The organism is Pseudomonas sp. G2-4, from assembly GCF_030064125.1.
In the GTDB taxonomy this organism is placed as follows: domain Bacteria; phylum Pseudomonadota; class Gammaproteobacteria; order Pseudomonadales; family Pseudomonadaceae; genus Aquipseudomonas.
Window position 1 is genome coordinate 1258598 of record NZ_CP125957.1, and the last position, 21453, is coordinate 1280050.

18 protein-coding genes are annotated in these 21453 nt (G+C 59.9%); all 18 read left to right on the forward strand.

The window, feature by feature from the left end; genetic code table 11:
• Window positions 1-427 precede the first annotated feature (427 nt).
• Window positions 428-1165, forward strand: a complete 738-nt coding sequence (gene rpsB / locus QNH97_RS05540) for a 30S ribosomal protein S2 (RefSeq protein WP_003198231.1) — start codon at window positions 428-430, stop codon at window positions 1163-1165.
• Window positions 1166-1356: 191 nt separating this feature from the next.
• Complete coding sequence (gene tsf, locus QNH97_RS05545; RefSeq protein ID WP_025212114.1) at window positions 1357-2220, forward strand: translation elongation factor Ts; 864 nt, start codon at window positions 1357-1359, stop codon at window positions 2218-2220.
• Window positions 2221-2433: 213 nt separating this feature from the next.
• The gene (pyrH, locus tag QNH97_RS05550; RefSeq protein WP_003184915.1) at window positions 2434-3177 is read left to right on the forward strand and encodes a UMP kinase; all 744 of its coding nucleotides are present in this window, start codon (window positions 2434-2436) and stop codon (window positions 3175-3177) included.
• Window positions 3174-3731 (forward strand): ribosome recycling factor, encoded by a 558-nt coding sequence (gene frr, locus QNH97_RS05555; protein WP_003198238.1) that lies wholly within the window; start codon window positions 3174-3176, stop codon window positions 3729-3731. Before pyrH ends, frr begins: the two co-directional genes overlap by 4 nt.
• Before the next feature lie 13 nt (window positions 3732-3744).
• On the forward strand, window positions 3745-4500 hold the full coding sequence (gene uppS, locus QNH97_RS05560) for a polyprenyl diphosphate synthase (RefSeq protein WP_025212115.1): 756 nt from the start codon (window positions 3745-3747) through the stop codon (window positions 4498-4500).
• A complete protein-coding gene (locus tag QNH97_RS05565) occupies window positions 4500-5306 on the forward strand; it encodes a phosphatidate cytidylyltransferase (RefSeq protein ID WP_283555957.1) in 807 nt (268 codons plus the stop codon). The genes uppS and QNH97_RS05565 overlap by 1 nt, the downstream gene beginning before the upstream one ends.
• Entirely contained in the window at window positions 5303-6493 is a 1191-nt protein-coding gene (gene ispC, locus QNH97_RS05570) for a 1-deoxy-D-xylulose-5-phosphate reductoisomerase (RefSeq protein ID WP_283555958.1), read from the forward strand. Before QNH97_RS05565 ends, ispC begins: the two co-directional genes overlap by 4 nt.
• Before the next feature lie 52 nt (window positions 6494-6545).
• Complete coding sequence (rseP, locus tag QNH97_RS05575) at window positions 6546-7898, forward strand: RIP metalloprotease RseP (RefSeq protein WP_283555959.1); 1353 nt, start codon at window positions 6546-6548, stop codon at window positions 7896-7898.
• A gap of 74 nt (window positions 7899-7972) precedes the next feature.
• On the forward strand, window positions 7973-10348 hold the full coding sequence (gene bamA / locus QNH97_RS05580) for an outer membrane protein assembly factor BamA (RefSeq protein WP_283555960.1): 2376 nt from the start codon (window positions 7973-7975) through the stop codon (window positions 10346-10348).
• A gap of 45 nt (window positions 10349-10393) precedes the next feature.
• Window positions 10394-10897, forward strand: a complete 504-nt coding sequence (locus QNH97_RS05585; protein ID WP_003184901.1) for an OmpH/Skp family outer membrane protein — start codon at window positions 10394-10396, stop codon at window positions 10895-10897.
• A 3-nt stretch (window positions 10898-10900) separates the two neighbouring features.
• Window positions 10901-11956 carry a UDP-3-O-(3-hydroxymyristoyl)glucosamine N-acyltransferase gene (lpxD, locus tag QNH97_RS05590; protein WP_283555961.1) on the forward strand — a complete coding sequence of 352 codons (1056 nt, stop codon included), beginning with the start codon at window positions 10901-10903 and terminating at the stop codon, window positions 11954-11956.
• A gap of 105 nt (window positions 11957-12061) precedes the next feature.
• Window positions 12062-12502 (forward strand): 3-hydroxyacyl-ACP dehydratase FabZ, encoded by a 441-nt coding sequence (gene fabZ, locus QNH97_RS05595; protein ID WP_008154051.1) that lies wholly within the window; start codon window positions 12062-12064, stop codon window positions 12500-12502.
• Window positions 12499-13275, forward strand: a complete 777-nt coding sequence (lpxA, locus tag QNH97_RS05600) for an acyl-ACP--UDP-N-acetylglucosamine O-acyltransferase (protein WP_283555962.1) — start codon at window positions 12499-12501, stop codon at window positions 13273-13275. Before fabZ ends, lpxA begins: the two co-directional genes overlap by 4 nt.
• Before the next feature lie 2 nt (window positions 13276-13277).
• The gene (gene lpxB / locus QNH97_RS05605; protein WP_283555963.1) at window positions 13278-14408 is read left to right on the forward strand and encodes a lipid-A-disaccharide synthase; all 1131 of its coding nucleotides are present in this window, start codon (window positions 13278-13280) and stop codon (window positions 14406-14408) included.
• The gene (rnhB, locus tag QNH97_RS05610) at window positions 14405-15046 is read left to right on the forward strand and encodes a ribonuclease HII (RefSeq protein ID WP_283555964.1); all 642 of its coding nucleotides are present in this window, start codon (window positions 14405-14407) and stop codon (window positions 15044-15046) included. The genes lpxB and rnhB overlap by 4 nt, the downstream gene beginning before the upstream one ends.
• A 244-nt stretch (window positions 15047-15290) precedes the next feature.
• A complete protein-coding gene (gene dnaE / locus QNH97_RS05615) occupies window positions 15291-18812 on the forward strand; it encodes a DNA polymerase III subunit alpha (RefSeq protein ID WP_283555965.1) in 3522 nt (1173 codons plus the stop codon).
• 149 nt (window positions 18813-18961) lie between these two features.
• The gene (locus QNH97_RS05620; RefSeq protein WP_283555966.1) at window positions 18962-19909 is read left to right on the forward strand and encodes an acetyl-CoA carboxylase carboxyltransferase subunit alpha; all 948 of its coding nucleotides are present in this window, start codon (window positions 18962-18964) and stop codon (window positions 19907-19909) included.
• Between the two features lie 131 nt (window positions 19910-20040).
• The gene (gene tilS, locus QNH97_RS05625) at window positions 20041-21345 is read left to right on the forward strand and encodes a tRNA lysidine(34) synthetase TilS (protein ID WP_283555967.1); all 1305 of its coding nucleotides are present in this window, start codon (window positions 20041-20043) and stop codon (window positions 21343-21345) included.
• Window positions 21346-21453 lie beyond the last annotated feature (108 nt).

Consider the following 21453-nt stretch of genomic DNA (forward strand, 5'->3'; position numbering starts at 1 on the left):
CGGCGCTGTTCAAAACGAAATGGGCGGCGGAAGGTGATCCGGGCGGCCCTGAAAACGCGATTCTAACAGACGATCAGTACAATGAGCTCTCCAGGCTGGAACTCTGTGGCGAGGGGCTTTATCCCCGCTGGGGCGCGTAGCGGCCCCCCAACCAGGCAGCGCGGTGTATCTGGTCGATTGAGTCGTCTGATCCGGGGCTGCCATGCAGCCCAGCGGGGATAAATCCCCTCGCCACAAGAGGTTTTCAGAATCCGTGTTCCGTTTTCGCCCTTGCTGTGGTATAAAATGCGCCGCTTTCCGGGGATGACCCCGCAAGCTTAAATCCACACACGTGTCGACACGATGACCTGGGTGCCTCGGCTTATATAAGCCGCTGGTTGGTCATTGGGATACGTGGAGGCCAAACCCGACTTATCAAGGAACTATCATGTCCCAAGTCAACATGCGCGATATGCTGAAGGCCGGTGTGCACTTCGGTCACCAGACCCGTTACTGGAACCCGAAAATGGGCAAGTACATTTTCGGCGCGCGCAACAAGATCCACATCATCAACCTTGAAAAAACCCTGCCGATGTTCAACGAAGCACTGACCTTCGTAGAGCGCCTGGCCCAGGGCAAAAACAAGATTCTGTTCGTCGGCACCAAGCGTTCCGCTGGCAAGATCGTTGCTGAAGAAGCAGCACGTTGCGGTTCGCCGTACGTCGATCACCGCTGGTTGGGCGGCATGCTGACCAACTTCAAGACCATTCGCGCTTCCATCAAGCGTCTGCGTGACCTTGAAGTCCAGTCCGAAGACGGTACTTTCGCCAAGCTGACCAAGAAAGAAGCGCTGATGCGCACTCGCGATCTTGAGAAGCTGGACCGCTCCCTGGGCGGTATCAAGGACATGGGCGGTCTGCCTGACGCACTGTTCGTGATCGACGTTGACCACGAGCGCATCGCGATCACCGAAGCCAACAAGCTGGGTATCCCGGTCATCGGCGTTGTCGATACCAACAGCAGCCCGGAAGGCGTTGACTACATCATCCCAGGCAACGATGACGCCATTCGCGCCATCCAGCTGTACATGGGTTCGATGGCTGACGCTGTGATCCGTGGTCGCAACAACGTGAATGGCGGCACCGAAGTCTTCGCTGAAGAAGCTCCGGCAGCAGCCGCTGAGTAAGTGACGCCCTGGCGTTGACTCAGTAAGCAAAAAGGGGGCTTGGCCCCCTTTTTGCCACCTCGAAAACCATTTGTCGGCAGCGCAGCTACAGCATCTGTAACGTGCAGCGGCTAACAAGGGTGGTTCGGGAAGAATTGAACGCCCGTTCGATCGGGTGGAATGGTTGAAAACCTATCCAAGAGGATTTTGAAATGGCAGAGATTACTGCAGCGTTGGTCAAAGAACTGCGCGAGCGTACCGGCGAAGGCATGATGGACTGCAAGAAAGCCTTGACCAAGGCTGGCGGCGACATCGAGAAAGCCATTGATGACATGCGTGCTTCGGGCGCCATCAAGGCTGCCAAGAAAGCCGGCAACATTGCCGCTGAAGGCGCGATCGGCATCAAGGAAGACGGCAAGGCAGCCGTTATCATTGAAGTCAACTCGCAGACTGACTTCCTTGCCCTGCAAGACGACTTCAAGGCATTCGTTGCTGCCAGCGTAGAAAAAGCCTTCGCTGACAAACTGACCGACGCAGCTCCGCTGATCGCCGCCCAGGAATCGGCGCGTGAAGCATTGGTTGCCAAAGTAGGCGAAAACGTCAACATCCGTCGTCTGGTTCGCATCGAAGGTGACGTTGTCGGTTCTTACCTGCACGGCAACAAGATCGGCGTCGTTGTAGCCCTTAAAGGCGGCAACGTGGAACTGGCCAAGGACATCGCGATGCACGTCGCTGCCAGCAACCCTGAGTTTCTGCTGCCTTCGGAAGTTTCCGCTGACGCCATCGAGCGTGAAAAAGCTGTGTTCATGCAGCTCAACGAAGACAAGATCAAAGGCAAACCAGCCGAAATCGTTGAAAAAATGGTTGCCGGTCGTATCACCAAGTTCCTGGCTGAAGCCAGCCTGGTTGAGCAGGCGTTCGTCAAGAACCCTGAAATCAAGGTCGGTGAACTGGCCAAGAAAGGCGGCGCTGAAATCGTTTCCTTTACCTACTTCAAAGTGGGCGAAGGCATCGAGAAGCCAGTAGACAACTTCGCTGAAGAAGTCGCTGCTCAGCTGGCTGCCAGCAAGCAATAAGACGGTTTTTATAACTGTCGCCCTGAAGAGGCTGCCCGCTTAACGCGCGCAGCCTCTTTTTGGATGGGGATGCCGATTTCTATTGGTTTCCTGTCGGAACTGGCTTACAAAGCCGTGTTCCGATGGCGCTGTGTCAGCGTCAGACTAGAGTGAGAGCGGGCTGCAAACAGCCTGAAAAGAATTTTCGAAAATACGCCGCAGGAGAGATTCGCAATGGCTCAGCAGGGCAGTGGTTATCAGGCTCGCTATAAACGCATTCTACTCAAGCTTAGCGGCGAGGCCCTGATGGGCTCGGAAGAGTTCGGGATCGATCCGAAGGTGCTGGATCGCATGGCGCTGGAAGTCGGCCAACTGGTCGGGATCGGCGTTCAGGTCGGCCTGGTCATCGGCGGCGGCAACCTGTTCCGCGGCGCGGCGCTGAGCGCGGCCGGCATGGATCGGGTCACGGGCGACCACATGGGCATGCTGGCCACTGTGATGAACGCCCTGGCTATGCGTGATGCGCTGGAGCGTGCCAATATCTCGGCCATCGTCATGTCGGCCATTTCCATGGTCGGCGTAACCGATCACTACGACCGCCGCAAAGCCATGCGCCACCTCAACGCCAAGGAAGTGGTGATTTTTGCCGCCGGTACCGGCAATCCGTTCTTCACTACGGATTCGGCCGCCTGCCTGCGAGCGATCGAGATCGATGCCGATGTCGTGCTCAAGGCGACCAAGGTCGACGGTGTCTATACCGCTGACCCGTTCAAAGACCCGCATGCCGAGAAGTTCGATCATCTGACCTACGATGAAGTGCTGGATCGCAAGCTGGGTGTGATGGATCTGACGGCTATCTGCCTTTGCCGTGACCACAAGATGCCGCTGCGTGTCTTTAATATGAACAAGCCTGGCGCCCTGCTGAATATCGTGCATGGCGGCGCCGAAGGAACACTGATCGAGGAAGCGCAACAATGATCAACGAAATCAAGAAAGACGCTGAACAGCGCATGCAGAAATCCCTGGAATCCCTGGCGCACAACTTCGGTCGCATTCGTACCGGCCAGGCGCATCCGAGCATCCTGGAAGGTGTGATGGTGCCGTACTACGGCTCTGACACGCCGATCAAGCAAGTGGCCAACATCACCGTCAAAGATGCTCGCACCCTGCAAGTCGTGGCTTTCGAGCGCAACATGCTGGGCGCGGTCGACAAGGCCATCGGCAGTGCCGGCCTGAACCTGAACCCAACCAACCTGGGTGAGTTGCTGCTGATCTCCATGCCGGCCCTGACCGAAGAAACCCGCAAGGGCTTCACCAAGCAGGCTCGTGACGTGGCTGAAGACGCCCGTGTTGCCGTGCGCAACATTCGCCGCGATGCCAACAGTCAGCTCAAGGACCTGGTCAAGGAAAAGGAAATCAGCGAAGACGAAGAGCGTCGCGCTACCGGTGAAATTGATGATCTGACCAAGAAGTACGTGGCTAAAATCGACGCGGATTTGGCGCAGAAAGAAAAAGACCTGATGGCCGTATAAGGGTCTCGTTTTCATGGATAAGACCAAGCAGGCCGTGCCGTTTGCGGTGCCGCGCCACGTGGCGATCATCATGGACGGCAATAATCGCTGGGCCAAGAAACGCTTTATGCCCGGCGTTGCCGGGCACAAGGCTGGGGTCGATGCGGTTCGCGCGGTTATCGAGGTGTGTGCCGAAGCCGGGGTCGAGGTATTGACCCTGTTCGCGTTCTCCAGCGAAAACTGGCAGCGTCCGGCCGATGAAGTCAGTGCCTTGATGGACCTGTTCCTCAAGGCCTTGCGTCGTGAGGCCAAGCGGCTCAACGAGAACAGCATCAGCCTGCGCATCATTGGCGATCGCTCGCGTTTTCATCCCGAGCTGCAAGCGGCGATGCGCGAAGCCGAGGCTGCGACTGCGGGCGCCGACCGTTTTGTCCTGCAGATCGCCGCCAACTATGGCGGCCAGTGGGACATTGCCCAAGCGGCCCAGCGGTTGGCTCGGGAGGTCCAGGCCGGGCACTTGCGGCCCGAAGACATCACCCCCGAACTGTTGCAAACCTGTCTGGCTACCGGCGACCTGCCGTTGCCGGACTTGTGCATCCGCACGGGTGGCGAACACCGCATCAGCAATTTCCTGCTCTGGCAGCTGGCTTATGCTGAATTGTACTTCTCCGACCTGTTCTGGCCGGACTTCAAACACGAAGCCATGCGCACCGCGCTGGCCGATTTCGCTTCCCGTCAGCGTCGCTTCGGTAAAACGAGCGAGCAGATCGAAGCTGGAGCCCGGGTTTAATGCTCAAACAACGAATCATCACCGCCCTGATCCTGTTGCCTATCGCCCTGTGCGGGTTCTTCTTGCTCAAAGGAGCAGGTTTTGCTCTGTTCATCGGGCTGGTGGTGACCCTGGGGGCGTGGGAGTGGGCGCGCCTGGCAGGGTTTCCTGCGCAGTCGGCGCGTGTGGCCTACGCAGCAGCCGTAGCGGCCATGCTCTTCGTCATGTACCTGGTGCCGGGCCTCGCGCCTTGGGTGCTGGGTGCAGCGGTGCTGTGGTGGGCGACGGCGACCTTCCTGGTGCTGACCTATCCGAGTACCACGCACCATTGGGCCAACGCGGCGACCAAGCTGATGATCGGCCTGTTGATCCTGTTGCCGGCCTGGCAGGGCCTGATCTGGATCAAGCAGGGCGCGTTGGGTAACTGGCAGATCATGGCCGTGATGGTATTGGTCTGGGGCGCCGATGTCGGTGCCTATTTCTCCGGCAAGGCGTTCGGCAAGCGCAAGCTGGCACCGAAGGTCAGTCCCGGCAAGAGCTGGGAAGGCGTCTACGGTGGCCTGGCCCTGAGCCTGGTGATTACGACCGTGGTCGGCTTCGTGCGGGACTGGACGGTCGCGCAGCTGCTGATGGGGTTGTTCGGCGCCGCGCTCATCGTATTCGTCTCCGTGGTCGGCGATCTGACCGAAAGCATGTTCAAGCGTCAGTCCGGGATCAAGGACAGCAGTAACCTGTTGCCGGGTCACGGTGGCGTGCTGGATCGCATCGACAGCCTGACCGCCGCGATCCCGATCTTCGCCGTGCTGCTGTGGATGGCGGCACCGTGAGTCGTCCTCAGCAGATCACTGTCCTGGGGGCGACCGGTTCGATCGGCCTCAGTACGCTTGACGTCATCGGTCGGCATCCCGAGCGCTACCAGGTGTTCGCCCTGAGTGGGTTTACGCGTTTGAGTGAATTGCTGGCGTTGTGCATACGCCACACGCCGCGCTTTGCCGTGGTGCCCGAGGTCGGCGTGGCGCGGGCGTTGCAGGATGATCTGCGGGCGGCCGGCTTGCCTACGCGTGTGCTGGTGGGGGAGGAGGGCCTGTGTCAGGTGGCCTCGGACCCTGAAGTCGATGCGGTGATGGCGGCGATCGTCGGTGCGGCGGGCCTGCGTCCGACGTTGGCGGCGGTGGAGGCAGGCAAGAAGATCCTGCTGGCCAATAAAGAAGCGCTGGTGATGTCTGGCGCCCTGTTCATGCAGGCTGTGCGCAAAAGCGGTTCGGTGCTCTTGCCTATCGACAGCGAGCACAATGCGATTTTCCAGTGCATGCCGCGAGATTTTTCCCGTGGCTTGGGCGCTGTGGGTGTCCGGCGGATTTTGCTGACAGCCTCCGGCGGTCCGTTCCGGCAGACACCGCTGGAAGAGTTGGTGCATGTTTCACCCGAGCAAGCCTGTGCACATCCGAACTGGTCCATGGGGCGCAAGATTTCCGTGGATTCGGCCAGCATGATGAACAAGGGGCTTGAGCTGATCGAGGCCTGCTGGCTGTTCGATGCCAAGCCGTCCCAGGTCGAGGTGGTCATCCACCCGCAGAGCGTGATTCACTCCCTGGTAGATTACATAGACGGTTCGGTGCTGGCTCAGTTGGGCAATCCGGACATGCGCACGCCGATCGCCAATGCGCTGGCCTGGCCGGAGCGAATCGATTCGGGCGTGGCGCCGCTGGACCTGTTCGCCATTGCTCGTCTGGATTTCCAGGCGCCCGATGAGCAGCGCTTCCCCTGCCTGCGTTTGGCACGTCAGGCGGCCGAGGCAGGCAACAGCGCGCCAGCCATGCTTAACGCCGCCAATGAAGTGGCGGTTGCGGCGTTTCTCGAAGGGCGTGTCCGTTACCTCGAGATCGCGAGTATCATCGAGGAAGTCTTGAGCCTCGAGGCCGTGGTTTCGGTTGATGACCTCGATGCGGTATTTACGGCGGACGCCAGGGCTCGTGAGTTGGCGGGCCAATGGCTGAGGCGCCACGGGCGTTGAAGCTGCGAGACGTTAGCCAGGGTTACCCTGGACAGGATTGCGGAGAAAACAGATGAGCGCGCTCTATATGATTGTCGGCACCCTGGTTGCATTGGGGGTGCTGGTCACATTTCACGAATTCGGTCATTTCTGGGTCGCGCGGCGCTGTGGCGTCAAGGTTCTGCGTTTTTCCGTGGGCTTTGGCATGCCGTTGCTGCGCTGGCACGACAAGAAAGGCACCGAGTTCGTCGTGGCGGCCATCCCGCTGGGCGGCTACGTGAAGATGCTTGACGAGCGCGAGGGTGAAGTACCTGCCGATCAGCTCGATCAGTCCTTCAATCGCAAGACCGTCCGTCAGCGTATCGCCATCGTCGCGGCGGGACCGATCGCCAACTTCCTGCTGGCCATGGTTTTTTTCTGGGCGCTGGCCATGCTGGGCAGCGAGCAGGTACGTCCTGTCATCGGTGCGGTGGAGGCTGGCAGCATTGCGGCCCGGGCCGGGCTCGGCGCAGGGCAGGAAATCGTCGCTATCGATGGCGAGCCGACTTCGGGCTGGGCAGCCGTCAACCTGCAGCTGGTGCGCCGTCTGGGCGAGAGCGGTTCGTTGCAGTTGATGGTGCGTGAGCAGGGCACCACGGCGGATTCACCACGGGAGTTGGTGTTGGATAGCTGGCTCAAGGGCGCTGACGATCCGGATCCGATCCGTTCCCTGGGCATCCGTCCATGGCGTCCGGCGTTGCCACCGGTGCTTGCCGAACTTGATCCGAAAGGCCCGGCCCAGGCCGCGGGGCTGAAGACCGGTGACCGGTTGCTGGCACTCGATGGCCAGCCGGTCAGCGATTGGCAGCAGGTGGTCGATTCGGTTCGCGTACGCCCTGATGCCAAAATTGTTCTGCGCGTCGAGCGCGACGGTGCTTCAATCGACGTCCCGGTAGCCCTGGCTGCCCGTGGCGAGAGCAAGGCGCCGACCGGTTACCTGGGGGCGGGCGTCAAGGCGATCGACTGGCCACCGGAGATGATTCGCGAGGTCAGCTTCGGCCCTGTGGCGGCGATTGGCGAGGGTGCGCGTCGTACCTGGACCATGAGTGTCCTGACCCTCGACTCCCTCAAGAAAATGTTGTTCGGCGAGCTCTCGGTAAAAAACTTGAGTGGACCGATAACCATTGCTAAAGTGGCGGGCGCTTCTGCCCAGTCGGGCGTTGCTGATTTCCTGAATTTCCTTGCTTATCTGAGCATTAGCCTGGGGGTTCTGAATTTGCTACCCATTCCAGTACTGGATGGGGGGCATTTGCTGTTCTATCTGATCGAGTGGGCGCGTGGTCGTCCCTTGTCGGATCGGGTGCAGGGTTGGGGGATACAGATCGGTATCAGCTTGGTGGTTGGGGTCATGTTGCTTGCCCTGGTCAACGATCTGGGTCGTCTGTAAAGCTTCGCTGAATTGCGAATCTGCCGCATTTTGCGGCAGTTTGTTTATTGCCAGTTGGAATAAGAAAGGACTTCATGAAACGTCTGCTGCTAACTGCGGTTCTCACCGTATTGATGATCGCCGAAGTTCACGCCGAGTCCTTCACTATCTCTGATATTCGCGTCAATGGCCTCCAGCGGGTCTCCGCGGGTAGCGTCTTTGGTGCCTTGCCGTTGAACGTCGGCGAGCAGGCGGATGATCGGCGTCTGGTGGAATCCACTCGTGCGCTGTTCAAAACCGGCTTCTTTCAAGATATCCAACTGGGTCGTGACGGCAATGTCCTGGTCATCACGGTCGTCGAGCGCCCGTCGGTCGCCAGTATCGAGATCGAAGGCAACAAGGCGATCTCTACTGAAGACCTGATGAAGGGCCTCAAGCAATCCGGCCTGGCCGAAGGCGAGATCTTCCAGCGCGCCACCCTTGAAGGCGTGCGTAACGAGCTGCAGCGTCAGTACGTCGCCCAGGGTCGCTACTCGGCCACCGTCGACACCGAAGTGGTGCCGCAACCCCGCAACCGGGTAGGCCTGAAGGTCAATATTAATGAAGGCACCGTGGCGGCGATCCAGCACATCAACGTGGTGGGCAACACGGTTTTCCCTGACGAAGACCTGATCGACCTGTTTGAACTCAAGACCACCAACTGGCTGTCGTTCTTCAAGAACGACGACAAGTACGCCCGTGAAAAACTCTCCGGTGACCTGGAGCGCCTGCGTTCCTACTACCTGGACCGTGGCTACATCAACATGGACATCGCTTCGACCCAGGTGTCCATCACCCCGGACAAGAAGCACGTCTACATCACCGTCAACGTCAACGAAGGCGAAAAGTACACCGTTCGTGACGTCAAGCTCAGCGGTGACCTGAAGGTGCCTGAAGACCAGGTCACGTCGCTGCTGTTGGTGCAGAAGGGCCAGGTGTTCTCGCGCAAGCTGATGACCACCACGTCCGAACTGATCACCCGTCGCCTGGGTAACGAGGGTTACACCTTCGCCAACGTCAACGGCGTGCCGCAGCCGCACGATGAAGACCATACCGTCGATATCACCTTCGCCGTGGATCCGGGCAAGCGTGCCTACGTCAATCGCATCAACTTCCGTGGCAACACCAAGTCCGAGGACGAGGTGCTGCGCCGTGAGATGCGCCAGATGGAAGGTGGCTGGGCGTCGACCTACCTGATCGACCAGTCCAAGACCCGTCTGGAGCGCCTGGGCTTTTTCAAGGAAGTCAACGTCGAGACTCCGGCAGTGCCGGGCGTCGATGACCAGGTCGATGTGAACTACAGCGTCGAAGAGCAGGCCTCCGGTTCGATCACCGCCAGTGTCGGTTTCGCCCAGAGCGCCGGCCTGATCCTTGGGGGTTCGATCACCCAGAACAACTTCCTGGGTACCGGTAACAAGGTCAGCATCGGCTTGACCCGCAGTGAGTACCAGACCCGCTACAACTTCGGTTACGTGGACCCCTACTGGACCGCTGACGGTGTGAGCCTGGGCTACAACGCCTTCTATCGCACCACCGACTATGACGAGCTCGACTCCGACATCTCCAGCTATGCCGTGGACAGCCTGGGTGCAGGCGTCAACGTGGGTTATCCAATCAGCGAGACTTCGCGTCTGACGTTCGGTCTCACCGCCCAGCAGGACGAGATCAGCACCGGGCGTTATACCGTTGACGAGATTTTTGACTTCGTTGACAAGGAAGGCGACAAGTACCTGAACTTCAAGGCGTCTGTCGGTTGGTCCGAATCGACCCTGAACAAGGGTGTACTGGCGACTCGTGGCCGTTCCCAGAGTCTGGTTCTGGAAACCACTACGCCAGGCAGCGACCTCTCGTTCTTCAAGCTCGATTATCGCGGTCAGCTGTTCCAGCCGCTGTCTGATAACTACACCATGCGCCTGCACACCGAGCTGGGCTATGGCGACGGTTACGGTTCGACTGATGGCTTGCCGTTCTACGAGAACTACTATGCCGGTGGTTTCAACTCGGTTCGTGGCTTCAAGGACAACACCCTGGGCCCACGTAGCACTCCGAGCCAAGGCACCAATCCGGGGACACTTAAGGACCCGGACCAGGATCCGCTTCCATTCGGTGGCAACGTGCTGATCCAGGGTGGTGTCGAGGTTCTGTTCCCGATGCCGTTCGTCAAGGATCAACGCTCCCTGCGTACCTCGGTATTCTGGGACGTAGGTAACGTATTCGACTCTTCGTGCAGTGACACCACCAACGCCAATGGCTCTAAGTCCAACACCAAGTGCAACGACATCAGTCTGAGCAACATGGCAAGTTCCGTGGGCGTGGGCGTGACCTGGGTCACCGCGCTGGGGCCTTTGAGCTTTGCCTTGGCGATGCCGATCAAGAAACCGGATGACGCTGAAACTCAAGTGTTCCAATTCTCCCTCGGCCAGACGTTCTAAGCGTCTGACCCAAGATAACGACAATGGATTTTGTAGGAGTACATCGTGCGTAAGTTGACTCAATTGGTTCTCCTGGCGACCGTACTGGTCGCAGGCCCGGCTTTTGCCGACATGAAGATTGCCGTGCTGAACTATCAGATGGCCCTGCTGGAATCCGATGCGGCGAAGAAGTACGCCGTGGATGCCGAGAAGAAATTCGGCCCGCAACTGACCAAGCTTAAAGGCCTGGAAAGCAGCGCCAAGGGTATCCAGGACCGCCTGGTAGCCGGTGGCGACAAGATGGCCCAGGGCGAGCGCGAGCGTCTGGAGCTTGAGTTCAAGCAAAAGGCCCGTGATTTCCAGTTCCAGTCCAAGGAACTGAACGAAGCCAAAGCCGTTGCCGACCGGGAAATGCTCAAGCAGCTCAAGCCGAAACTCGACAGCGCTGTGGAAGAAGTCATCAAGAAAGGTGGTTTTGACCTGGTGTTCGAGCGTGGCGCAGTGATTGATGTCAAGCCTCAGTACGACATCACGCGTCAGGTCATCGAGCGCATGAATCAGCTGAAGTAATCCATGACCGCGACCATCAAGCTCGGCCAATTGGCCGAGTTCCTCGGCGCCACCCTGCGTGGCGACCCGGAGACGACAATTACTGGGCTAGCCACTTTGCAAGAGGCTGGCCCAGCTCAGTTGAGCTTTCTGGCAAATCCCCAATACCGCAAGTACCTGGCCGACAGCCGGGCTGCTGCGCTGTTGCTCAAGGCCGCTGATGCCGAAGGGTTTGCCGGCAATACGCTGATCGTGCCCGATCCGTACCTGGCGTATGCGCGGATTTCCCATCTGTTTGATCCCAAGCCCAAATCAACCCCTGGCATTCACGCCAGTGCGGTTATCGCGGCAGATGCCGTGGTCGATCCCTCGGCCAGCATCGGTCCTTTTGTGGTCATCGAAAGCGCGGCCCGAGTCGGTGCCGGCGTCACGCTGGGCGCCCATTGCTTCATCGGCGCGCGCAGCGAGATCGGTGAAGGTGGCTGGCTGGCTCCGCGGGTCACCTTGTATCACGACGTGCGCATCGGCAAGCGGGTGGTGATCCAGTCTGGCGCGGTACTGGGCGGTGAAGGGTTCGGTTTTGCCAACGAGAAAGGCGTCTGGCAAAAGATCGCCCAGATCGGCGGCGTCACCGTTGGCGATGATGTGGAAATCGGTGTCAACACGGCGATCGACCGTGGTGCGCTGGCCGATACGATCATTGGCAATGGCGTCAAGCTCGACAACCAGATCCAGATCGCCCACAACGTCCAGGTGGGTGACCACACGGCCATGGCCGCCTGCGTGGGTATCTCCGGCAGCACCAAGATCGGCAAGCACTGCATGCTCGCCGGTGGCGTGGGGTTGGTAGGACATATCGAAATCTGTGACAACGTATTCCTGACCGGGATGACCATGGTGACCCACTCGATTACCGAGCCGGGTGCCTATTCTTCCGGTACGGCGATGCAGCCGGCAGCCGAATGGCGCAAGAGCGCGGCCCGTATTCGTCAGCTCGATGACATCGCGCGACGTCTGCGACAGGTGGAAAAGCGTGTAGGGGACGTGACCCCTGGCGGTAATGCTTCATCAGATGGCTGATACCATTTTCATATCAAGTGTGCACAGCCGTTAGGGCTCCTTGATTTGCTAGCGGAGTGCGCGTCACTCGCGCACCCCCAATCTTTACATAGGCTTCCCCCCGAAATGATGGACATCAACGAGATTCGCGAATACCTGCCTCACCGTTACCCGTTCCTGTTGGTGGATCGGGTGGTGGACCTGGACGTTGAAGGCAAGCGCATTCGCGCCTACAAGAATGTCAGCATCAACGAGCCGTTCTTCAATGGTCACTTTCCCGCGCATCCAATCATGCCGGGCGTGCTGATCATCGAAGCGATGGCTCAGGCTGCCGGGATCCTTGGTTTCAAAATGCTCGACGTAAAGCCAGCCGACGGCACGCTTTATTACTTCGTCGGCTCCGACAAGCTGCGCTTCCGCCAGCCGGTCACCCCGGGCGATCAGTTGATCCTCGAGGCCAGGTTCATCAGTTGCAAGCGTCAGATCTGGAAGTTCGAATGCCAGGCTTCGGTCGATGGCAAGCCGGTCTGCTCCGCTGAAATCATCTGTGCGGAACGCAAACTATGAGTTTGATTGACCCTCGCGCAATCATCGATCCGACGGCCGTCCTGGCCGCCGATGTCGAGGTCGGCCCGTGGTCGATCATCGGCGCAGGTGTGGAAATCGGCGAGGGTACGGTGATTGGTCCCCACGTAATTCTCAAGGGACCCACCCGGATTGGCCGTCACAACCGCATCTACCAGTTTTCTTCGGTAGGCGAGGACACGCCCGATCTCAAGTACAAAGGTGAAGAAACCCGTCTGGTCATCGGTGATCACAACGTGATTCGCGAGGGCGTGACGATTCACCGTGGCACCGTCCAGGATCGCAGCGAAACGACCCTGGGCGACCATAACCTGATCATGGCCTACGCTCATATCGGCCATGACAGCGTTATCGGTAACCATTGCATCCTGGTCAACAACACCGCGCTGGCCGGCCATGTGCATGTGGCTGACTGGGCGATCCTGTCCGGTTTCACCCTGGTGCACCAGTATTGCCATATCGGCGCCCACAGCTTCTCTGGCATGGGCACCGCCATCGGCAAGGACGTTCCGGCCTATGTCACCGTGTTTGGCAATCCGGCCGAAGCGCGCAGCATGAACTTCGAAGGCATGCGCCGTCGTGGTTTCAGCGAAGAGGCGATTACGGCGCTGCGTCGCGCCTACAAGGTGGTGTATCGCCAGGGCCTGACGGTCGAGCAGGCGCTCGCCGAGCTGGCCGAGTCTTCGGCGCAGCACCCGGAAGTTGCGATATTCCGCGACTCCATCCAGTCTTCGACCCGCGGCATCACTCGTTAATCATGGCTAATTTGCGTATTGCACTGGTGGCGGGAGAGGCTTCCGGTGACATTCTGGGCGCCGGTCTGATGCGTGCGCTCAAGGCGCAGCATCCCGCAGTCGAGTTCATTGGCGTCGGCGGGCCGTTGATGCAAGCCGAGGGGCTGACTTCTTATTTTCCGATGGAGCGTCTGTCGGTCATGGGCCTGGTGGAGGTGCTCGGCCGCCTGCGGGAGTTGCTGGCCCGTCGCAAGAAGCTGATCCAGACTCTGATCGATGAAAAACCGGATGTGTTCATCGGCATCGATGCGCCGGATTTCACCCTTAACATCGAACTCAAGTTGCGCCAGGCTGGTATCAAGACCGTGCATTACGTCAGCCCATCGGTCTGGGCTTGGCGGCAGAAGCGGGTACTGAAAATTCGCGAAGGCTGCGACCTGATGCTGACGCTGCTGCCGTTCGAAGCCAAATTCTACGAAGAGAAGGGCGTGCCGGTGCGGTTTGTCGGTCATACCCTGGCCGATACCATTCCCCTAGAGGCCGACCGCGAAGCCGCTCGCCAGGCATTGGGTCTGCCGGAAGGACCGCTGGTGGCCTTGATGCCTGGCAGCCGGGGCGGCGAAGTGAGTCGCCTGGGTGGCTTGTTTTTCGATGCCGCTGAGCGCCTGCGGGCGATGCGTCCCGGTGTGGGGTTTGTCTTGCCGTGTGCCAATGCGGAGCGCCGGGCCCAGCTTGAGGCGCTTCTGGTCGGTCGCGATTTGCCGGTTACACTGCTCGACGGTCGCTCCCATGAAGCGTTGGCGGCGTGTGATGCCGTGTTGATTGCTTCCGGCACGGCTACCCTTGAGGCGTTGTTGTACAAGCGCCCGATGGTGGTCGCTTATCGCCTGGCGCCGCTGACATTCTGGATTCTCAAGCGTATGGTCAAGAGCCCTTACGTCTCCCTGCCCAACTTGCTGGCCCAGCGCTTGCTGGTGCCCGAGTTGTTGCAGGACGATGCGACCGCCGATGCGCTGGCCAACACACTTTCGCCCCTGATCGACGGCGGCCAGGAGCAAACCCGGGGCTTCGACGAAATCCACCGCACTTTGCGCCGCGATGCCTCCAACCAGGCGGCGGACGCAGTGCTGACCCTGATCGGCGCAAAACAATGAACAATGTAAAGCTACAGATGGGCCTGGACTTCAACCTGGTCGCTGAGGTGGAAGAGCTGGTGGCCGGTGTCGATGAAGTCGGGCGCGGCCCGTTGTGCGGCGCGGTGGTCACGGCGGCGGTGATTCTCGATCCGAACCGGCCAATCCTGGGGCTCAACGACTCCAAGAAGCTCACCGAGGCCCGTCGCGAAAAGCTCTACGACGAAATCTGTGAGAAAGCCCTGAGCTGGTGCATTGCCCGGGCCGAAGTCGAGGAAATTGACGAACTGAATATCCTGCACGCCACCATGCTCGCCATGCAGCGTGCCGTGGAAGGCCTGCACATCACGCCGAAGCTCGCGATGATCGATGGCAATCGTTGCCCGAAACTGTCGATGCGCGCCGAAGCGGTCATCCAGGGCGACGGCAAGGTGCCCGCCATCGCAGCGGCCTCGATCCTGGCCAAGGTCAGCCGTGACCGGGAAATGGCTGCTTTCGAATTGATCTACCCGGGCTATGGCATCGGTGGACACAAGGGCTACCCGACCCCCGTTCATCTGGAAGCCCTGGCACGCCTTGGGCCGACGCCCATCCACCGGCGTTCGTTCGCACCGGTGCGACTGGCCTATGAGGCTCGTGAAGGGTTGGTCGAAAGCTAAAGGCCGATTGCCGGCTGCCATGCGGTTCACTTGAGGTTTGTTGAATCATTGTGGCGAGGGAGCTTGCTCCCGCTGGGCTGCGCAGCAGCCCTTTCTTATGGGCGCTTCGCACCCAAGCGGGAGCAAGCTCCCTCGCCACGGATTCAATCACTCCAATGAACGACATGGGTTGCAGGCTGATGTTTTACCCAAGGCCCGGTACAATCCGGGCCTTGTTGTTTTCATGACTTAACGCAGGATCACTATGCCGGCTTCATTCGTTCATCTACGCCTGCACACTGAATACTCCCTGGTCGATGGCCTGGTGCGGATCAAGCCATTGGTCAAGACCCTGGTGGGCATGAACATGCCTGCCGTGGCGGTCACCGACCAGAACAACATGTGTTCGCTGGTCAAGTTCTACAAGGCCACCATGGGCGCCGGGATCAAGCCGATCTGCGGTGCCGACCTGTGGCTGTCGAACAAGGACCCGGATGCGCCGCTGAGCCGTATCAGCCTGCTGGTCATGAACGCCCTGGGTTACCGCAACCTCACCGAGCTGATTTCCCGCGGCTTTATCGATGGCCAGCGCAATGGCTCGATCATCATCGAGCGCGAGTGGGTGGCCGAAGCCAGCGAAGGGTTGATCATGCTGTCGGCGGCCAAGGAGGGTGAAATCGGCCTGGCCCTGCTCAGTGGCAACCCCGAAGAGGCCGAAGTCCTGGCCCGCGACTGGATGGCGGTGTTCCCGGACCGCTTCTACATTGAAGTGCAGCGCACCAACCGCCCCAACGACGAAGAACACCTGCACGCCGCCGTGGCTTTGGCCGACAAGATCGGCGCGCCGCTGGTGGCGACCAACGACGTGCGCTTCATCAAGCAGGAAGATTTCGAAGCCCACGAGACCCGCGTCTGCATTGGTGAGGGCCGCGCCCTCGATGACCCACGCCGTTCGAAAAACTACAGCGACCAGCAATACCTCAAAAGCGCCGACGAAATGGCCGAGTTGTTCAGCGACCTGCCCGAGGCGCTGGAAAACACCGTCGAGATCGCCAAGCGCTGCAACATCGAAGTGAAGCTGGGCAAGCACTTCCTGCCCAACTTCCCGATCCCCGATGGCATGACCATCGACGAGTATTTCCGCAAGGTGTCTTTCGACGGCCTTGAGGACCGCCTGAGGGTCCTGCTGCCCAAGGACACGACCGAAGATTACGAAGCCAAGCGCCAGGTGTATGTCGACCGGTTGAATTTCGAGCTGGATATCATCATCCAGATGGGCTTTCCCGGTTACTTCCTGATCGTGATGGACTTTATCCAGTGGGCCAAGAACAACGGCGTGCCGGTGGGCCCTGGTCGTGGGTCGGGTGCTGGTTCGCTGGTGGCCTATGTGCAGAAGATCACCGACCTCGACCCGCTGGAATACGACCTGCTGTTCGAACGTTTCCTCAACCCGGAACGGGTATCCATGCCCGACTTCGACGTCGACTTCTGCATGGACGGTCGCGACCGAGTGATCGACTACGTGGCCGAGAAGTACGGTCGCAACGCGGTGAGCCAGATCATCACCTTCGGTTCCATGGCCGCCAAGGCGGTGGTGCGCGACGTGGCGCGGGTGCAGGGTAAGTCCTACGGCCTGGCGGATCGTCTGTCGAAGATGATTCCGTTCGAAGTCGGCATGACCCTGGAAAAGGCCTACGAGCAGGAAGAAATCCTGCGGGACTTCATCAAGGTCGATGAAGAGGCCGCCGAAATCTGGGAGATGGCCCGCAAGCTCGAAGGCGTGGTGCGTAACGTCGGCAAGCACGCCGGTGGCGTGGTGATCGCGCCAACCAAGCTGACTGACTTCTCGCCGATCTATTGCGATGAAGAGGGCGACGGCCTGGTCACCCAGTTCGACAAGGATGACGTCGAAGCCGCTGGCCTGGTGAAGTTCGACTTCCTCGGCCTGCGGACCCTGACGATCATCGACTGGGCACTGAAAACCATCAACCGTGACCGGGCCAAGGTGGGCGAAGAGCCGCTGGATATCGCCTTCATCCCGTTGGATGACAAGCCGACCTACAGCCTGCTGCAAAAAGCCGAGACCACGGCGGTGTTCCAGTTGGAATCCCGGGGCATGAAAGAGCTGATCAAAAAGCTCAAGCCCGACTGCCTGGAAGACCTTATCGCACTGGTGGCCCTGTTCCGTCCGGGCCCACTGCAATCGGGCATGGTGGATGACTTCATCAACCGTAAGCACGGCCGCGCCGAACTGGCGTATCCGCACATCGATTATCAGTACGAAGGTTTGAAACCGGTGCTGGCACCGACCTACGGCATCATCCTGTATCAGGAACAGGTGATGCAGATTGCCCAGGTCATGGCCGGCTACACCCTCGGCGGCGCGGACATGCTGCGTCGCGCGATGGGTAAGAAAAAACCCGAGGAAATGGCCAAGCAGCGTGGCGGTTTCATTGACGGTTGCGCCACCAACGGCATCGATCCTGACCTGGCGGGTAACATTTTCGACCTGGTGGAAAAATTCGCCGGCTACGGCTTCAACAAATCCCACTCCGCCGCCTATGGCCTGGTGTCCTACCAGACTGCCTGGCTGAAGGCCCATTACCCGGCGCCGTTCATGGCCGCGGTACTCTCGGCGGATATGCACAACACCGACAAGGTCGTGACCTTGATCGAGGAAGTGCGGACCATGAAGCTGCGCCTCGACGCCCCGGACGTGAACGCTTCGGAGTTCAAGTTCACGGTAAACGACGAGGGCCGCATCATCTATGGCCTGGGCGCCATCAAAGGCGTCGGTGAAGGCCCGGTGGAGGCCATCACCGAAGCGCGCCAGGACGGGCCGTTCAAGGACCTGTTCGATTTCTGCGCCCGGGTCGACCTCAAGCGTATCAACAAGCGCACCCTCGACGGCTTGATCCGCAGTGGTGCCCTGGACCGCCTGGGGCCTTACTTCCAGGATGAACCCAAAGCCTATCAGGCCAACATCGACCGTAACCGCGCGGTGTTGCTGGCGGCCATGGAAGAAGCGATCAAGGCCGCCGAGCAGACCGCCCGCACCCACGACAGTGGCCACGCGGATCTGTTTGGCGGGCTGTTCGTCGAGGAAGATGCCGATGTCTACGGCAATCATCGCAAGGCCAAGGAGCTGACCCTCAAGGAACGCCTCAAGGGTGAGAAAGACACCCTGGGCCTGTACCTGACCGGGCACCCGATCGACGAGTACGAAGGCGAGATCCGCCGCTTTGCCCGCCAGCGCATCATCGACCTCAAGCCGGCTCGCGATACGCAAACCGTCGCCGGGATGATCATTGCCCTGCGGGTGATGAAGAACAAGAAGGGCGATAAGATGGGCTTCATCACCCTCGACGACCGCTCCGGGCGCATCGAGGCTTCGTTGTTTGCCGAGGCGTTCCATTCGGCACAGTCGCTGTTGCAGACTGACGCGATGGTGGTGGTGGAAGGCGAGGTCAGTAACGATGACTTTTCCGGTGGCCTGCGGCTGCGGGTCAAGCGGGTGATGAGCATGGAAGATGCCCGCACCAACCTGGCCGAAAGCCTGCGCTTGAAGTTGCAGACCCAGGACCTCAAGGGCGATCAACTGCGTTGGCTGGGCGAGTTGTTCAAGCGCCATCGCGGTGCCTGCCCGATCACCATGGAGTATGTGCGCCCCGACGCCAAGGCTGTGTTGCAGTTCGGCGAAGGCTGGCGGATCGATCCGGCGGATGCGTTGATTCAAGCCTTGCGTGACCAGTTCGGCAAAGACAACGTCTTCCTCCAATACCGTTGACGGCCAGGTGCCACTCTGGAAACCAGAACGACCCTGATCTCGACCCGAATTTTTAATCTCGACCTGAACGCGCCTCTCCCTTAAGGTAGGCGCGAATAGACAACCGGCCGGCCCAAGCTCTCTTGGACGTCGACCCAAGACGGACGCCTATGAACCCGAATTTTCTAGATTTCGAACAGCCGATCGCCGACCTGCAAGCCAAGATCGAAGAGTTGCGCTTGGTCGGTAATGACAATTCGCTGAATATCGGCGATGAAATCTCTCGTCTGCAGGACAAAAGCCGCACGCTGACCGAAGACATCTTCGGCAAGCTGACCAGCTGGCAGATCGCGCGTCTGGCGCGTCACCCGCGCCGTCCATACACCCTGGACTACATCGAACACATCTTTACCGAGTTCGATGAGTTGCACGGCGACCGTCACTTCTCCGACGACGCCGCCATCGTCGGCGGTGTCGCCCGTCTCGACGACCAGCCAGTGATGATTATTGGCCATCAGAAAGGCCGTGAAGTGCGCGAGAAAGTTCGCCGCAACTTCGGCATGCCGCGCCCTGAAGGCTACCGCAAGGCTTGTCGCCTGATGGAAATGGCCGAGCGCTTCAAGATGCCGATCCTGACCTTCATCGACACGCCGGGCGCCTACCCGGGCATCGACGCCGAAGAGCGCAACCAGAGCGAGGCAATCGCCTGGAACCTGCGCGTGATGGCACGCCTGAAAACCCCGATCATCGCCACTGTGATCGGCGAAGGCGGTTCTGGCGGTGCGTTGGCCATTGGTGTCTGCGATCAACTGAACATGCTGCAGTACTCCACTTATGCGGTGATCTCGCCGGAAGGCTGCGCCTCGATCCTGTGGAAAACCGCCGAGAAAGCGCCGGATGCCGCTGAAGCCATGGGCATCACCGCCGAGCGCCTCAAAGGCCTGGGCATTGTCGATAAAGTGATCAGCGAGCCAGTGGGCGGCGCTCATCGCGACCCGGCAGCGGCGGCGGCACTGATTCGCGCCGAGCTGAGTTCGCAACTGTCGATGCTCAAGCAGTTCGACAACGACGCGCTGCTGACCCGTCGCTACGAGCGGTTGATGAGCTACGGTCTCTGATTCGAGCGCTGTACCCTGTGGGAGCGAGCTTGCTCGCGATAGCGGTTTACCATTCAACAGATCAGTTGACTGATACGCCGCCATCGCGAGCAAGCTCGCTCCCACATTGATTTGTGTGAAGGCCTGTTCCTATGAATCAGCCCAAGATTGACCTGCCAACCCGGCTCCTCACACAACTGTTTCCCTGGCGCAACGCCGCCACCTGGCGCATCGCTTTCTCCGGCGGTCTCGATTCCACCGTCCTGTTGCACCTGCTCGCGTCTCTCTCAAAAAATCACTCCCTGCCAACGCTCAGTGCGATCCATGTCCATCATGGCCTCCAGGCTGTGGCTGACACCTGGCCGGATCACTGTCGCTTGGTCTGCGAAGCCCTTGGGGTGCCGTTGCAGGTGATTCATGTCCAGGTCCAGCCTGGCGCCAGCCTCGAGCGTGCTGCCCGGGAGGCGCGTTACGGCGCTTTCCAGGCGGCAATCCAGAACAATGAAGTGCTGCTCACTGCCCAGCACCTCGACGACCAGGCTGAAACCCTGTTGTTTCGTTTGCTGCGCGGGGCAGGGGTGAGGGGCTTGTCGGCGATGCCGAGGCAGCGGCCGTTGGGCCTGGGATACTTGCTGCGACCATTGCTCGATGTATCCCATGGGGAGTTGCAAGCCTACGCAACGCAACAGGGCTTGAGCTGGATCGAAGATCCTTCCAATGACGATCACCGATACGCGCGCAATGACCTGCGCCAGCGGGTTTTCCCTGTCTTGACCGAGCGGTGGCCTCAAGCCGCCGTGACCCTGGCGCGCAGTGCTGCACACATGGGTGAAGCCCAAGGTTTGCTGGATGACCTGGCAAAGATCGATCTGGCCGCCGCTACAACCCCGAGTGTGTTCGACTGGCTTGGCTTGCGATCGCTTGAACTGGCACCTTTGCAGGCATTGTCACCGGACCGTCAGCGCAATGCATTGAGCCACTGGCTGGCGCCGCTGACGCCGTTGCCCGACAGCGATCACTGGTCCGGTTGGGACTCGCTGCGCGATGCCAGGGGCGATGCCCATCCCATCTGGCGCCTTGCCCGCGGAGAGCTGCACCGGACCGGCGGGCGGATCTGGTGGTTATCCGACCACTGGTTGCGTTCGGCTCCAGGCGCCGTCCAGTGGCCGGATCCAGCGGTACCGCTGTGCTTGCCGGGCAATGGTGGGGTAACGCTGGACGGCAAGCCGCCTGCGGGCCCGCTTTGCGTGCGCTATCGTCAAGGCGGCGAGGTGATGGAATTACCGGGCCGTGGTCATCGGGATCTCAAGCGCTTGCTCAATGAAAACGGCGTGCCTGCTTTTGTTCGCGGCCGATTGCCGCTGCTGTATAGGGGCGAGCAATTGCTGGCGGTGGCCAACCTGACCGGGCTCGACACAGACACGGGTGGCAATTGGCAATTGATCTGGACGCCATGAAGCCAAGATCTGGGTTTGAGCTGAAAGGGGCTTTCCGGTAGACTACGCTCCCTTCTTGATACAACTTCTGTGGATTCGCCTGAATTGCAGGAGTTGCCGATTACCAAG

Coding starts and splice junctions, on each gene's coding strand:
- fabZ (WP_008154051.1), top strand. CDS start 12,062: ATGATGGACATCAACGAGATTCGCGAATACCTGCCTCACCGTTACCCG.
- rnhB (WP_283555964.1), top strand. CDS start 14,405: ATGAACAATGTAAAGCTACAGATGGGCCTGGACTTCAACCTGGTCGCT.
- QNH97_RS05620 (WP_283555966.1), top strand. CDS start 18,962: ATGAACCCGAATTTTCTAGATTTCGAACAGCCGATCGCCGACCTGCAA.
- lpxA (WP_283555962.1), top strand. CDS start 12,499: ATGAGTTTGATTGACCCTCGCGCAATCATCGATCCGACGGCCGTCCTG.
- bamA (WP_283555960.1), top strand. CDS start 7,973: ATGAAACGTCTGCTGCTAACTGCGGTTCTCACCGTATTGATGATCGCC.
- tilS (WP_283555967.1), top strand. CDS start 20,041: ATGAATCAGCCCAAGATTGACCTGCCAACCCGGCTCCTCACACAACTG.
- frr (WP_003198238.1), top strand. CDS start 3,174: ATGATCAACGAAATCAAGAAAGACGCTGAACAGCGCATGCAGAAATCC.
- tsf (WP_025212114.1), top strand. CDS start 1,357: ATGGCAGAGATTACTGCAGCGTTGGTCAAAGAACTGCGCGAGCGTACC.
- pyrH (WP_003184915.1), top strand. CDS start 2,434: ATGGCTCAGCAGGGCAGTGGTTATCAGGCTCGCTATAAACGCATTCTA.
- dnaE (WP_283555965.1), top strand. CDS start 15,291: ATGCCGGCTTCATTCGTTCATCTACGCCTGCACACTGAATACTCCCTG.
- uppS (WP_025212115.1), top strand. CDS start 3,745: ATGGATAAGACCAAGCAGGCCGTGCCGTTTGCGGTGCCGCGCCACGTG.
- rseP (WP_283555959.1), top strand. CDS start 6,546: ATGAGCGCGCTCTATATGATTGTCGGCACCCTGGTTGCATTGGGGGTG.
- lpxD (WP_283555961.1), top strand. CDS start 10,901: ATGACCGCGACCATCAAGCTCGGCCAATTGGCCGAGTTCCTCGGCGCC.
- rpsB (WP_003198231.1), top strand. CDS start 428: ATGTCCCAAGTCAACATGCGCGATATGCTGAAGGCCGGTGTGCACTTC.
- QNH97_RS05565 (WP_283555957.1), top strand. CDS start 4,500: ATGCTCAAACAACGAATCATCACCGCCCTGATCCTGTTGCCTATCGCC.
- lpxB (WP_283555963.1), top strand. CDS start 13,278: ATGGCTAATTTGCGTATTGCACTGGTGGCGGGAGAGGCTTCCGGTGAC.